This window comes from Halomonas sp. 7T (assembly GCF_025643255.1).
In the GTDB taxonomy this organism is placed as follows: Bacteria; Pseudomonadota; Gammaproteobacteria; order Pseudomonadales; family Halomonadaceae; genus Vreelandella.
Genome location: NZ_CP087112.1, coordinates 3,180,280 through 3,193,467 on the forward strand (window position 1 = coordinate 3,180,280; position 13,188 = coordinate 3,193,467).

The window sequence follows — 13,188 nt, forward strand, 5'->3', positions numbered from 1 at the left end:
TTGTCAGCAGGATAACTCTCCGATGAGCCAAGCTACGAACCAGTCTTGGGGCGGTCGCTTTAGCGAGCCCACCGATGCTTTTGTTGCACGCTTTACCGCGTCTGTAAATTTCGACCAGCGACTAGCGCGCCAGGATATCCGGGGCTCGATTGCCCACGCCACTATGCTGGCGCGGGTAGGCGTGCTTACCGAAGGCGAGCGCGACGCCATTATTAACGGCCTAACCGAGATTCAGGGCGAAATTGAGCGCGGTGAATTTCAGTGGTCGGTACCGCTGGAAGATGTGCACATGAACATCGAGGCGCGCTTAACCGACAAAATCGGCATTACCGGCAAGAAGCTGCACACCGGGCGCTCGCGCAACGACCAGGTGGCCACCGATATTCGCCTGTTTATGCGCGATGAAATCGACGTCATCGAAGCAGAGCTGACGCGCCTGCGCGAGGGCATGATTGAACTCGCCGACCGCGAAGCCGATACCATCATGCCCGGCTTCACTCACCTACAAACGGCTCAGCCGGTCACCTTTGGCCACCACCTGCTGGCGTGGCAGGAGATGTTGGCCCGTGACCACGAACGGCTGCTGGACTGCCGCAAGCGCGTAAACGTGCTGCCACTGGGCGCTGCCGCGCTGGCAGGCACTACCTACCCGATTGACCGCCACGTGACCGCTGAGCTGCTCGGTTTCGACCGCCCGTCAGAAAACTCGCTAGACGCTGTCTCAGATCGCGACTTCGCCATCGAATTCACCAGCTTCGCCAGCATTTTAATGATGCACCTGTCGCGCATGAGCGAAGAGCTGGTGCTGTGGACCAGCGCCCAGTTTGATTTTATCGACCTGCCTGACCGCTTCTGCACCGGCTCTTCCATCATGCCGCAGAAGAAAAATCCCGATGTGCCCGAGCTGGTGCGCGGTAAAACCGGTCGTGTTTATGGCCACCTGATGGCGCTGCTGACGCTGATGAAGTCCCAGCCACTGGCCTACAACAAGGACAACCAGGAAGACAAAGAGCCGCTGTTCGACGCCGTCGATACCGTGCGCGACTGCTTGAAAGCCTTTGCCGACATGGTGCCCGCCATCGAGCCGAAAAAAGAGAGCATGTACGAAGCGGCGCGGCGTGGCTTCTCCACCGCCACCGACTTGGCGGATTACCTGGTACGCAAAGGCGTGGCCTTCCGCGATGCCCACGAAATCGTTGGTTTGTCAGTGGCCTACGGCTTAAAGACTAAAAAAGACCTCTCAGAAATGACCCTGGAAGAGCTGCAGCAGTTCTCCAATATCATTGAGCAGGATGTGTTTGAAGTGCTGACCCTTGAAGGCTCGGTGGCGGCGCGAAACCACATTGGTGGCACCGCGCCTGACCAAGTGCGCGCTGCGGCAAGCCGTGCCCGCGAAGCGCTGGCAGCGCTCAAGGGTGGCGCATGAAGCGTCACACGTTTGCACTTAGCGCGGTGCTGCTAACGGCGCTGCTACTCGTCGGCTGTGGCCAGAAAGGGCCGCTCTATCTGCCTGACGATACCCACGATTCGGCCGCCGAGCAGGAGGGATAATGGATCACTTTAACTACCGTGACGGCGTGCTTTATGCCGAAGACGTCCCGCTAACGCAGCTAGCCGCTGAGCTGGGAACGCCGTGCTACGTCTATTCCAAAGCGACGCTAGAGCGTCACTTTCGCGCCTATACGGAAGCGCTGGGGGGGCATCCGCACCTGATCTGCTACGCAGTGAAGGCCAACTCCAACCTTGCTGTGCTGGGCTTGCTGGCCCGCCTGGGGGCAGGGTTCGATATCGTCTCGGTGGGCGAGTTGGAGCGTGTGCTGAAAGCGGGCGGCGACCCGGCCAAAGTAGTGTTTTCAGGGGTGGCGAAACAGCCCCACGAAATGGCGCGAGCGCTGGATGTTGGCATCAAGTGCTTTAACGTAGAGTCGCGCCCCGAGCTTGAGCGCCTTAACACGGTAGCGGGCGAGCTTGGCAAGGTGGCGTCCGTGTCGTTGCGGGTTAACCCCGATGTGGACGCAGGCACCCACCCCTATATCTCGACCGGCTTGAAAGACAACAAGTTTGGTATTCCAGTGGATGATGCGCTGGAGGTGTACCAGCTGGCGGCCAGCCTGCCCAACCTTCGCGTAACGGGCCTGGATTGTCACATCGGCTCGCAGCTCACCGAAACCGCGCCGTTCCTAGACGCGCTGGAGCGTCTGCTGGTGCTGATGGAGCGTCTGCGCGAACACGGTATTGAGATTGATCACCTGGATTTGGGTGGCGGTTTAGGCGTGCCTTACCGCGATGAGAAGCCGCCCCAGCCGTTTGATTACGCGAGCCAGCTCTTGGCGCGCCTCTCCCGCTGGGAAGGCGGCGAAAAGCTCACGCTGCTGTTCGAGCCGGGCCGCTCTATTGCGGCCAACGCCGGGCTGATGCTCACCCGGGTAGAGTTCTTGAAGCCCGGCGAGACTAAGAATTTTGCCATTGTCGACGCGGCCATGAACGACCTGATTCGTCCGGCGCTGTATCAGGCGTGGCAGGCGATTGTGCCGGTGGATACTCGCCAGCCTCGCGAGACATCCACCTACGACGTGGTGGGGCCGGTGTGTGAAACCGGCGACTTCCTGGGCAAAGAGCGCGAGCTTGCTATCGCTGAAGGCGATTTGCTGGCGGTGCGTTCTGCCGGGGCTTACGGGTTCGTAATGGCGTCGAACTACAACAGCCGCCCGCGCCCTCCTGAAGTCATGGTGGATGGCGATACTTACCACGTGGTGCGCGCTCGGGAAACCTTGGAAAGCCTGTGGGCCGGTGAGGCGCTGCTGCCGGAAGGGGCACACTGATGCTGCTTCACTTCACCAAAATGCACGGCCTGGGCAACGACTTCATGGTTGTTGACCTGGTTACACAGCGTGCGAGGCTGCTTGATGAGCAGATCCGCCAGCTGGCGGATCGCCGCTTTGGGATTGGCTTTGACCAGTTACTCGTTGTTGAGCCGCCCCGCGACCCAGAAATGGACTTTCGCTACCGGATCTATAACGCTGATGGTAGCGAAGTGGAAAACTGCGGCAATGGCGCGCGCTGTTTTGCCCGCTTTGTGCGTGACCAGCGCTTGACCCATAAGCATGAAATTCATGTGGAAACCGCCGGTGGCCCGCTGGTGCTCAACGTTCAGCACGACGGCATGGTGCGGGTAGACATGGGCAGGCCGCGGTTTAACCCGGCAACGCTGCCCTTTGAAGCGCCGGGTGACCAGCCGCTACATGAAGTTGAGGTCGACGGTGAAACGCTGCAGCTTGGTGTGGTTTCCATGGGCAACCCCCATGCGGTGCTGCAGGTGGCGGATGTCGATCGTGCGCCTGTGGAGCGGTTAGGGCCGCTGTTAGAGTCCCACCCCCGCTTTCCCAAGCGTGTGAACGTCGGGTTTATGCAGGTGCTGTCGCCCAGCGAAGTCCGCCTGCGGGTGTTTGAGCGTGGCAGTGGTGAAACCCTTGCTTGTGGTACTGGCGCCTGCGCCGCCGTGGCCAGTGGCATTCGCCAAGGGCTGTTAAAAAGTCCGGTCAGGGTGCACCTGCCGGGTGGCCAGCTCAGCATTGAGTGGCCTGACCCGGAAGCATCGCTCGTGATGGTCGGCCCTGCCACGCGGGTCTTTGATGGACGTGTAGCACTCATCTAATTCGAGGAGAACGGCGATGTCACAAGCCCCAGAGCCGCGCAAAACGCTCGATCCTGATCAAGTGGCATTTTGGCTGGCCCGTCACCCCGATTTTTTTGTCGGTCGGGAAGGGTTACTGCAGCAGCTCAAGGTGCCGCACCCCCATATAGAGGGCGCCGTATCGCTGCTTGAGCGGCTGGTTATTGACTTACGCAAGCGCGCCGAAGCATCGGAAGACCGCTTAGAACACCTGCTGGAAACTGCACGGCATAACGAGTCTCAATACCGCCGCTTACGAGAAACGCTGCTGGCACTGGTTGAAGCGCAAGACCGCGATGCATTGGCCCAAGCCCTGGCCACCCAGCTAAGCGAGCGTTTCGATACGCCTGCCATGGCGCTCTGGTGCCCATCGACATTAAGCGATAGTGAAGCAGCGCTGCCACAGCCGCCGCGGCATGTGTTGGATCAACACGCTAGCGCGCGTCTGGCAGCGCTGCTGGATGGCCGTACCAGCCGCTGTGCCAAGCTGAGCGTTAGCGACTGGAAGTGCCTGCTGCCTCATACCAAAGCGCCGCGCCGAGCAGGCTCTTGCGCTATTTCAAGGCTTTCAGCCGGGGAGCCCCTGGGGTATTTGCTGCTTGCCAGCCCTGATCCAGACAGCTACCGAGCCAGCATGGATACGCTGTTTACCGAGTATCTGGGTGATATCGTCGCGCGACTGTTGATGCGCCTGGAACCCCATGCCTAACACGCCGATTGCTGAGCAGGTCGACGGCTATTTAGCGGCGCTGGCGGCCCACGCAAGCCCGGCCACGGTAGCGGCTTATCGTCAGGACCTAGCCGCGCTTTGCCGCTTTACGCAGCAGCGTGGTATTACCGAGCCAAGCGCACTGGATGCGACTCTGCTCAGAGCGTTTTTAGGCGCGGAGCGAAGCCGTGGGCTAGCGTCCAGAAGCTTGGCGCGCAGGCGCGCTGCGCTCTCACGCTTTGCGGATTACCTCGTTAAGCAAGGTGAGCTTGCGGATAACCCCGTCAGCCTGCTGCGAACCCCGAAGCAACCAAGCCATCTGCCCAGGCCCGTGGATGTCGATGCGCTGGCGCGTTTTTTGGATACGCCTCACGATGGTTCGCCGCTGGCGATACGCGACCAAGCTATGCTGGAGCTGTTTTACTCCAGCGGGCTGCGTTTGGCGGAGCTGGCGGCGCTGGATCTTCCGCATTTGACCGCTAACCACGTACGGGTCATCGGCAAAGGCAGTAAGCCCCGCCAAGTGCCGGTGGGTCGGCGAGCCCATCAGGCTCTTACGGCGTGGCTTACCTGTCGCCGAGGGCTTGCTGTCGAGAGTGAAGTGGCGCTATTCGTGGGTCAGCGCGGTGCGCGCCTTGGGCACCGCGCTATCCAGAAGCGCTTGGCGCAGCTGTCGATGGTACGTGGCTTGCCTGAACACCTGCATCCGCACCGGCTGCGTCACTCGTTCGCCAGCCATTTACTAGAGTCGAGCCAGGATCTGCGTGCGGTGCAGGAGCTGCTGGGCCATGCCAACCTATCGACTACCCAGGTGTATACGCGGCTGGATTGGCAGCAACTGGCCGAAAGCTACGATGCCGCTCACCCGCGTGCTAAACGCCGCCCCGACGGGAGCTAATAACCATGTTGTCGCTAGACGCGATTACCTTTGATCTTGATGATACGCTTTGGGATAACCACGGCGTGATGCTAAAAACCGAAGAGGGGCACTATCGCTGGCTGTTAGAAGCGCTGGCGACGTGGCGTGACGTGCGCCAGGAGCCGCCGTTAGCGCTGAGTTATGAGCAGGGAGTGACAGACTATTTGCAGCGCCGCCAGCAGTGGGCCAGCCAGGTACCCGAGCGGCGTGGCGACTTTACGTGGCTGAGACTACGGGCACTAGAGGCTCAGTTGGAAGCCAGTGGCTTGCCGCGCAGTGCCGCGTTTATGTGGGCCGCTGCTGCGATGAATGAATTTCACCGCCTGCGGGTGCAGGTGACGCCGCATCCAGAGGCGGCAGGTTTGCTGGCAGCGCTTGCCGAGCGGTATCGGTTAGCGGCGATTACCAACGGCAATATTCACCTCAAGCGCCAGCCGTTAGCGGCTCACTTTCCTGTCGCGATTGCCGCCGGGGAGCTGTTGGCACCCAAGCCTGATCCTAAGCCCTTCCTCACCGCATTAGAGCGTTTGAATACCGTCCCGCAGCGCGCTATGCATGTGGGAGACTCCTGGCAGGAAGATGTGCTTCCCGCCCAGCAGCTAGGGATGCACGCCGCCTGGGTAGCCGAGCGCGGTGACCAAACACTGCCTACACGGGTTCACCGCATTGCGCATGTGAAAGAGCTGCCTGACCTGATTGAGTGGCTCGAAAAACGCGCTTAGGCACGCCTTTACTCATTTGTTTCTTCGGGCGTATACAGCCATTGGTCAAGCTTTTGGGAGAGCGTGTCTACACCGTCGCGCTTTAGCGACGAAAAGAGCTGAACCGACACCAGGTCTTCCCACTCTTTTAAGCGAGAGCGCACCTGTTGTAGGGCAGCGCTGGCCGGGCCTCGTTTCAGCTTATCGGCTTTTGTGAGCAGGATATGCACCGGCATCCCGCGCTGGTCGGCGTAATCAAGCATCATTTGATCGAATTCGGTCAGCGGGTGACGTACGTCCATTAGCAGTACAAGACCGCGCAGACTAAAGCGGCCGCGTAGGTAGTCGGAGAGGTGCCTTTGCCACTCAATTTTGACCGCTTCCGGGACTTTGGCATAGCCATAGCCGGGAAGGTCTACCAAACGGCGCGACTCATCGTTCATGACGGTGAAAAAGTTAATCAGCTGGGTACGCCCTGGCGTGCGTGAGGTGCGCGCTAGTGCATTTTGCTGAGTCAGCGCGTTAATGGCGCTGGATTTTCCGGCATTTGAGCGCCCAGCAAAGGCCACTTCCGCACCGGTATCGTCCGGGCAGAGCGCAAGGGTAGGTGCGCTGATCATAAAACGCGCTGTGGGGTAGTTCAGCCGAGGAACTGGGCTATTATGGGGGGTAGACATGGATTTAATCCTGAAAAACAAACCTATAAGACGGCCCGCTGGCTAACCTCACGGGGAGTAGCGAGCAGTACCGCGACGAATTACCCCAAAAGCAGACCGGGACTTGCATTCCCGCCGCTAGGGTGATTCGTTATAATGCAAGCGGTTTATAACTGCGACCTGGGGCGCTAGTGTACCATCGCGCTCTAGCCAGCAGCGACCAACACGACATGTTGTTCGTTTTGGCGGAGCTGACCCTGGTAAAGTGCTGAACCTGGGCAGCGCCCAGGATGCGTACCAGTCAATAATCAAACGGCATAGTGGACTAGCAATGAGAAAGTTACTGGCAAGCCTGGCAATTACCATGGGTGCCGTTGGCACCGCCCACGCGCAAACTGACTACCAAGCCGACGCTGACGCGGCGGCGGGTCGTGAATTGGCTCAGACCTGTGTGGCCTGTCACGGCCAGCAGGGCATTAGCGCGGTGGGTAGTTTCCCCAATCTGGCAGGGCAACAAATGTCCTACCTGGCTAAGCAGATCATGGACATTCGTGACGGCCACCGCGTTGTTGCGCAAATGGCCGGTCAAGTAGATAACTACTCTGATCAAGACGCTTGGGATGTCGCGGCTCATTTCGCCCGCCAAGATGCGAATCTCGGCCAGGCGAGCGACGAAGACGCAGAGCTTCTAGCGCGCGGTGAAGAGCTGTACCGGGCCGGCGACATGTCGAAAGGGTTGCCCGCGTGCAGCGCTTGTCATACCCCCACGGGCGCTGGCATCGGTAGCGCGGTGTATCCCGCGCTTTCAGGTCAGCACACCGAGTATACGGTGTCTACGCTGCAAGACTTTGCTTCTGGCGAGCGTGCCAACAGCCCGAACAACATCATGGGCGATATCGCTTCTAAAATGAGCGATCGCGATATGGAAGCCGTAGCGAATTATCTACTAGGCCTGAACTAGCCGTTGCCAACAAGGGTTCCTATCTCTCTGGTAATAAAAGAGATAGGGAACCTCTTGTCCTGCTCAACGGTCACAGCTTTCGCTTATCCTTGGAGAATTCTCGCTATGTTTAGAACGTTAATGGTCGCATTGGCCGGTTTGGGTCTTTCTGCTGCTGTCAGTGCCCAAGAGCTAGTCGAAGGCCAGCACTACACGTTACTTGCCAACCCTGTTGCGACAAACGTAGACGACGGGCAAATCGAAGTGACCGAGGCGTTCTGGTATGGGTGTCCGCACTGCTATCGCCTGCAAACGCCGGTAAGCGAGTGGTACGACTCGCTTGAGGATGATGTCAGCATCGTGCATATGCCTGCCACCATGGGAGGCGACTGGAATACCCACGCCACTGCTTTTTATGCCGCTAAGTCGCTGGGAATTGACGACGAGCTCCATGCAGATTTCTTTGATGCCATTCATGAAGATGGCCGTACGCTGACTGATGCTGATGATATTGCAGCATTTTTCGCGGATTACGGTGTCAGCGAAGAAGAAGCAAAGCAAGCGTTAACGGCCTTTAGCGTACGTAGTGACGTGAATAAGGCTAACAGCCGCATGCGCGAAATGCGCCTGATGGGTGTGCCTGCGCTGGTGGTAGATGGTCGCTATGTGGTGACCCCCAGCACGGCCGGAAGCCTGGATAATATGCCGCAAGTTGCCGATGCCTTAATTGAACGCGTACGCAGCGAGCGAACAGAATAACAGTGCTTGAGCAAGGCCATGTCGGCGGCTTATCAAATAGGCTCATCTCCAGTCACGGAAAATCGTTATTGGATCATGGCCATCTGAGGCTGCTGACGTTTAACCTGCAAGTGGGCATTCAGACGTCCGCCTATCACCACTATGTGACCCGTAGTTGGCAACACTTCCTGCCTCACCCCCAGCGTTTAAAGCGTTTAGCCATAATGGGTGAGGTGCTTAGTCAATTCGATGTGGTTGGGCTGCAGGAAGCTGATGGCGGAAGTTTTCGCTCTAACAGTGTTAACCAAGTGGAATTCCTCGCCAGCCAGGCGGGGTTTCCCCACTATTTTCAACAGCTAAACCGTAATTTGGGGCGTATTGCCCAGCATAGTAACGGGCTTCTTTCTCGCTTAGTGCCTAGTCGCATTGAAGAGCACCGTTTGCCAGGCGCAATGCCAGGGCGTGGTGCCATTCATGTGCGCTATGGTAATGGGCCTGACGCGCTGCATATTTTTGTGGCCCACTTAGCATTGAGCCATCGTGGCCGCGTCCGGCAGCTTAACTACTTAAGCGACATTATTGAGCCTCTTCGCCATGTTGTAGTGATGGGGGATTTGAATTGCACGCCTGAGCAGCTGCATGCCCATGAGCGTTTCAGTACGTCGCTACCACTCCATCCGGTCAAACCGCTTTTAAGCTACCCTTCGTGGCAGCCGCGCCGTGCGTTAGATCATATTCTGCTCTCGCAAACCCTCGAAGCTGCCGAAGTGCGCGTGCTGGACCATCTGTTTTCAGACCATCTACCGATCGCTGTGGATCTCCCGCTGCCCGTCGCTTGCCTAAACGCGTTAGCCGATGCAGAGAAAAAGCCGCGGCGCTAGCCAACAGGCGCTCAACCGCCGAATAAGCGCATTAATTGGCGCTTAGCATCGAATAGCGTGCTTATGGGGATGACGTCCGGCCTAGAATCAGCGATGATTCTGGGCCGTTTTATTAATGCAGGACAACCTCAATGCGTGCAAATGCCCAGGAGCCACGCTTATTGCGCTGGCTCGACTGCTTAACCGAAGGGGTGGGCCGGGCCATTGCCTGGCTGGTGATTGTCATGATGGTGATTCAGTTTGCCATTGTGGTCATGCGCTACTTTATCGGTATCAACAGTATCGTGATGCAAGAGTCGGTGATGTACATGCATGCCGCTGTTTTCATGCTGGGTGCGGCCTGGACACTTAAACGCGATGGTCATGTGCGGGTCGATATTTTTTATCGCCGGCTATCGGCGCGGGGGCGTGCCTGGATCGACTTGTTGGGAACACTCTGCCTACTGATCCCTGTGGCGCTATTTATCGCAATCAGCAGCTTTCGCTATGTGCAGAGCAGCTGGGCAGTACTGGAGCGCTCCCCTGATGGTGGTATTCCCGGCGTCTTTTTGTTGAAAACGCTGATTTTAGTCATGGTGGGGCTACTGCTGCTGCAGGCGGTTGCGCAGCTAATGCGCCAGACGCTGATTATTCGCGGCAAACTATCCAACGCCACTCACGAGCATGAGGAGATTCTCTAGTGCTGGCTCCTTTACTAGAATTTATGCCGCTAGTGCTGTTCGCTACCGTGTGCGCGGTGCTGATGCTGGGCTACCCGGTTGCTTTATCGTTGGCGGGGACCGCGCTGGCGTTTGCGGGTTTTGGTTTACTGCTTCAGACCTTGGGCGTCGCGGTGCCGTTTGAACCCCGGATGATGAACGCTATGCCTAACCGGCTTTACGGCATCATGACCAACCAAACGCTGCTGGCGGTGCCGCTGTTTGTGTTGATGGGGGTATTGCTCGAGAAGTCCCGGGTGGCGGAAACGCTGCTTGATGCCATGGCGATGGCCTTTGGTGCGTTGCGCGGCGGCCTGGGTATTGCGGTGGTGATTGTGGGTATGCTGTTGGCAGCCTCCACCGGAATTGTGGGCGCCACCGTGGTGACGATGGGGCTGCTATCGCTGCCCACTATGTTGAAGCGCGGTTATTCCCCCGCATTGGCGACGGGCACAATCTGTGCCACGGGAACGCTTGGTCAGATAATTCCGCCCTCGATTGCCCTCGTGCTGCTGGGTGATGTGCTTTCAACGGCTTATCAACAAGCGCAGCTTTCCATGGGCGTGTGGAGTCCTAAAACACTCTCTATTGGTGATCTGTTTATCGGGGCGCTGGTGCCTGGGCTGCTGCTGGTCATAACGTACATTGTTTATCTGTTGATAACGGCTTGGCTGAAACCTTCCACGGCTCCCGCGGCAGATCGCGCCGCACTCAAAGCTGAGTTAGGCCACACCGGCTCTATCTTGCCACTGTTATTAAAGGGGTTATTGCCTCCGGTACTGCTCATTGTCGCTGTGTTGGGCTCTATTTTAGGTGGGTTTGCGACACCCACAGAAGCGTCGGCTGTGGGTGCGTTTGGTGCACTGTGCTTGGCTGCCGCCAACCGCCGTTTGAATATCTCTATGTTAAAAGAGGTGCTGCACTCGACGGCCCAAGTCACCAGCATGGTGTTTCTCATCTTAATTGGTGCGGCGCTGTTCTCGCTGGTATTTCGCGCCTATGGCGGTGAGGAGCTCGTCACCGAGCTGTTTGAATCCATGCCTGGTGGGGTCGTGGGGGCCACGTTAGTGGTGATGCTCGTCATTTTCTTGTTGGGCTTTATTCTCGACTTTATTGAAATCACCTTTGTCGTGGTGCCTATTGTCGGGCCAGTACTGCTAGCGATGGGCATCGACCCCATTTGGCTAGGCATTATGATTGCGGTTAACTTACAAACCTCGTTTTTAACCCCCCCGTTTGGCTTTGCGCTGTTCTATTTGCGCGGCGTTACGCCGCAAAGCGTGCCTACCTCGGCCATTTATAAAGGGGTCATACCGTTTATCTTGCTGCAGTTAAGTATGCTGTTGGCGCTGGCCTTTTTCCCAGGGCTTGCCACCTGGCTGCCCTCCATTATGTAGAGGCGTCTATGACAACAATAGCCAATGTATTGACCATCGCAGGCTCTGACCCTTCCGGCGGTGCCGGTATCCAGACAGACCTCAAAACCTTTTCCGCACTAGGAACCTACGGCACCAGTGTTATTACGGCGATTACCGTACAAAACACCTGCGGGGTGGCTGCTGTTTACCCTGTTGCGCCCCAGGCTATTCGTGAACAGCTGGAACACTTGCTAGACGATGTTCATGTGGATGCAGTCAAAATTGGTATGGTGGCTAGTCGCGAGGTGGCCGAAGTCATCGCAGACGTGCTTAGCGCACGCCGCCCCCGCTGGATTGTGCTGGACCCGGTGATGGTGGCGAAAAGTGGCGATATCTTGGTGGATGATGCAGGCATTCGCGCGGTACGCGATATTCTCGTGCCGCTAGCCGACGTGATAACCCCTAATATTCCTGAGGCTGCGGTGCTACTGGGGAGTGCGTCGCCCACCACGCTCGATGAAATGGAAGCCATGCTGCCAGGGCTTGCTCAGCTAGGGACGCCCTATGTGGTATTAAAAGGCGGGCATTTACGTGGAGAAACCTGCCCAGATTTACTCGCCTCGCCTCAAGGCCACTCATGGCTACCGGCCTCACGTATTGCGACCAAAAACCTGCATGGTACCGGCTGCGCGCTCTCTTCAGCGATTGCCGCATGCTTGGCAAAGTTACCCCAAGATGCCTCTGCGGATACGCCAATAGAGGCCATCAGTGACGCCAAGCGGTGGCTACACGCCGCGTTAGAAGCGAGCGAGCGGTTAAGCGTCGGCCAAGGTCGTGGCCCGGTGCACCATTTCCATGCCTGGTGGTAATAGAGTGATAAGAGCCGATTGACGTGGCGCCGCAAAGTGAACCGAACCGTCAAGGATACCGATAAGCTAGCTTGCGGTATGCGCATTCCAGCACCATGCTGAAAGGTGCTTGTTTGTCTCACGACTGCGCCGACTGCTCGGCCAAGGAGCTGTGCTATGTCTCAGACTCTGCTGTTTGCCACGGATCTCTCCCAAGATAACCGCGCTGCGTTTGCCCGTGCACTGCGCCTCGCCTTTGCGCAAGGCGCCCAGCTCGACATTTTGCACGTGCTCGACCCCTACCTGCCGCGTCGGGTGCTGCATGAGGTGGAGCGCGCGGTGAGTGAAGACATTAGCGCGACGCTGACGGATCTGCGCGAAGATTATGCATTGGAAGCCCCCGCGCTAATGATTCAAACGTTGGTAGGATCTCCTCACGTGGAAATCGTCCGCGAGGCTCATGAGCGGCATGCCTCATTAATCGTTATGGGGATGCACCGTAAGCGCGGCCAGAAAGATTTACTTTCAGGTACTACCGTAATGCGGGTGCTGCGTAGTGCGCCGTGTCCGGTGGTGGTGGCCTCATACCTACCCACGCAGCCCTGGCAGCATATTTTGGTGCCCATCGATTTTTCGCTGGCGGCTCGTCAAACGCTAAAAGAGGCGTTGATTCGTTTTCCTGAAGCGAAACTAACCTTACTCCACGCCTGGAGCCTACCTGGCGAGCGGGAGCTAGGCTCCCAAGCGTACTATGCTCAGTGGCGCGATCATGAAGTAACGCGGTTACGTGAAGCGCTGGATAACGAGATCGAGAGCCTGATGCGCGAGCTTGAGGGCGTACCTGATATAGAACTCGTGCTGGAGCAGGGCCAACCCTGCAGCGTATTGCACGATTATATGAAGCGCCACACCCCTGACCTGGTGATGATAGGCAGTCGTGGTCAGCCTCACCACACTAGCCAGCTAACTGAGATGCTTCTCAGCGAGCCGCACTGCGATTTAATGCTGTGCCGAGCGTGGTAAGAGTGATACGGAACCTTTATGCGTTGAGTTTGTATGTATAGCTA

At 57.8% G+C, this 13,188-nt stretch carries 15 protein-coding genes; 14 read left to right on the forward strand and 1 reads right to left on the reverse strand.

Annotated features, from left to right (window positions below; all coding sequences use genetic code 11):
- Nucleotides 1-22 precede the first annotated feature (22 nt).
- From argH to LOS15_RS14945, 7 genes are read left to right on the forward strand one after another with little or no spacing between them, the layout of a single operon-like run.
- The gene (gene argH / locus LOS15_RS14915; RefSeq protein WP_263066737.1) at nucleotides 23-1,426 is read left to right on the forward strand and encodes an argininosuccinate lyase; all 1,404 of its coding nucleotides are present in this window, start codon (nucleotides 23-25) and stop codon (nucleotides 1,424-1,426) included.
- Entirely contained in the window at nucleotides 1,423-1,551 is a 129-nt protein-coding gene (lptM, locus tag LOS15_RS14920; protein WP_263066738.1) for an LPS translocon maturation chaperone LptM, read from the forward strand. The genes argH and lptM overlap by 4 nt, the downstream gene beginning before the upstream one ends.
- Nucleotides 1,551-2,822 (forward strand): diaminopimelate decarboxylase, encoded by a 1,272-nt coding sequence (gene lysA / locus LOS15_RS14925; RefSeq protein WP_263066739.1) that lies wholly within the window; start codon nucleotides 1,551-1,553, stop codon nucleotides 2,820-2,822. The genes lptM and lysA overlap by 1 nt, the downstream gene beginning before the upstream one ends.
- The gene (gene dapF / locus LOS15_RS14930; RefSeq protein WP_263066741.1) at nucleotides 2,822-3,655 is read left to right on the forward strand and encodes a diaminopimelate epimerase; all 834 of its coding nucleotides are present in this window, start codon (nucleotides 2,822-2,824) and stop codon (nucleotides 3,653-3,655) included. The genes lysA and dapF overlap by 1 nt, the downstream gene beginning before the upstream one ends.
- Before the next feature lie 16 nt (nucleotides 3,656-3,671).
- Complete coding sequence (locus LOS15_RS14935; RefSeq protein WP_263066743.1) at nucleotides 3,672-4,382, forward strand: DUF484 family protein; 711 nt, start codon at nucleotides 3,672-3,674, stop codon at nucleotides 4,380-4,382.
- Complete coding sequence (locus LOS15_RS14940) at nucleotides 4,375-5,280, forward strand: tyrosine recombinase XerC (RefSeq protein WP_263066744.1); 906 nt, start codon at nucleotides 4,375-4,377, stop codon at nucleotides 5,278-5,280. The genes LOS15_RS14935 and LOS15_RS14940 overlap by 8 nt, the downstream gene beginning before the upstream one ends.
- Nucleotides 5,281-5,285: 5 nt before the next feature.
- Nucleotides 5,286-6,023 (forward strand): HAD family hydrolase, encoded by a 738-nt coding sequence (locus tag LOS15_RS14945; RefSeq protein ID WP_263066745.1) that lies wholly within the window; start codon nucleotides 5,286-5,288, stop codon nucleotides 6,021-6,023.
- A gap of 8 nt (nucleotides 6,024-6,031) precedes the next feature.
- Here the strand turns inward: LOS15_RS14945 and yihA are convergent, their stop codons facing one another.
- Nucleotides 6,032-6,679, reverse strand: a complete 648-nt coding sequence (gene yihA / locus LOS15_RS14950) for a ribosome biogenesis GTP-binding protein YihA/YsxC (RefSeq protein WP_263066746.1) — start codon at nucleotides 6,677-6,679, stop codon at nucleotides 6,032-6,034.
- A 310-nt stretch (nucleotides 6,680-6,989) separates the two neighbouring features.
- On the opposite strand from yihA, the gene LOS15_RS14955 reads away from it, so the two are divergent.
- The 7 genes from LOS15_RS14955 (at nucleotide 6,990) to LOS15_RS14985 (ending at nucleotide 13,144) form a co-directional block, all read left to right on the forward strand.
- Nucleotides 6,990-7,619: a c-type cytochrome gene (locus LOS15_RS14955; RefSeq protein WP_263066747.1), complete on the forward strand. Its 630-nt coding sequence runs from the start codon at nucleotides 6,990-6,992 to the stop codon at nucleotides 7,617-7,619.
- A gap of 105 nt (nucleotides 7,620-7,724) precedes the next feature.
- The gene (locus tag LOS15_RS14960) at nucleotides 7,725-8,357 is read left to right on the forward strand and encodes a thiol:disulfide interchange protein DsbA/DsbL (RefSeq protein WP_263066748.1); all 633 of its coding nucleotides are present in this window, start codon (nucleotides 7,725-7,727) and stop codon (nucleotides 8,355-8,357) included.
- A gap of 44 nt (nucleotides 8,358-8,401) precedes the next feature.
- A complete protein-coding gene (locus tag LOS15_RS14965; RefSeq protein WP_411537766.1) occupies nucleotides 8,402-9,217 on the forward strand; it encodes an endonuclease/exonuclease/phosphatase family protein in 816 nt (271 codons plus the stop codon).
- A 131-nt stretch (nucleotides 9,218-9,348) separates the two neighbouring features.
- Complete coding sequence (locus LOS15_RS14970) at nucleotides 9,349-9,897, forward strand: TRAP transporter small permease subunit (RefSeq protein ID WP_263066750.1); 549 nt, start codon at nucleotides 9,349-9,351, stop codon at nucleotides 9,895-9,897.
- On the forward strand, nucleotides 9,897-11,312 hold the full coding sequence (locus LOS15_RS14975; protein ID WP_263066751.1) for a TRAP transporter large permease subunit: 1,416 nt from the start codon (nucleotides 9,897-9,899) through the stop codon (nucleotides 11,310-11,312). Before LOS15_RS14970 ends, LOS15_RS14975 begins: the two co-directional genes overlap by 1 nt.
- A gap of 8 nt (nucleotides 11,313-11,320) precedes the next feature.
- The gene (gene thiD, locus LOS15_RS14980; protein WP_263066752.1) at nucleotides 11,321-12,142 is read left to right on the forward strand and encodes a bifunctional hydroxymethylpyrimidine kinase/phosphomethylpyrimidine kinase; all 822 of its coding nucleotides are present in this window, start codon (nucleotides 11,321-11,323) and stop codon (nucleotides 12,140-12,142) included.
- Between the two features lie 156 nt (nucleotides 12,143-12,298).
- Nucleotides 12,299-13,144, forward strand: coding sequence for a universal stress protein (locus LOS15_RS14985; protein ID WP_263066754.1), 846 nt, complete (start codon nucleotides 12,299-12,301; stop codon nucleotides 13,142-13,144).
- Nucleotides 13,145-13,188 lie beyond the last annotated feature (44 nt).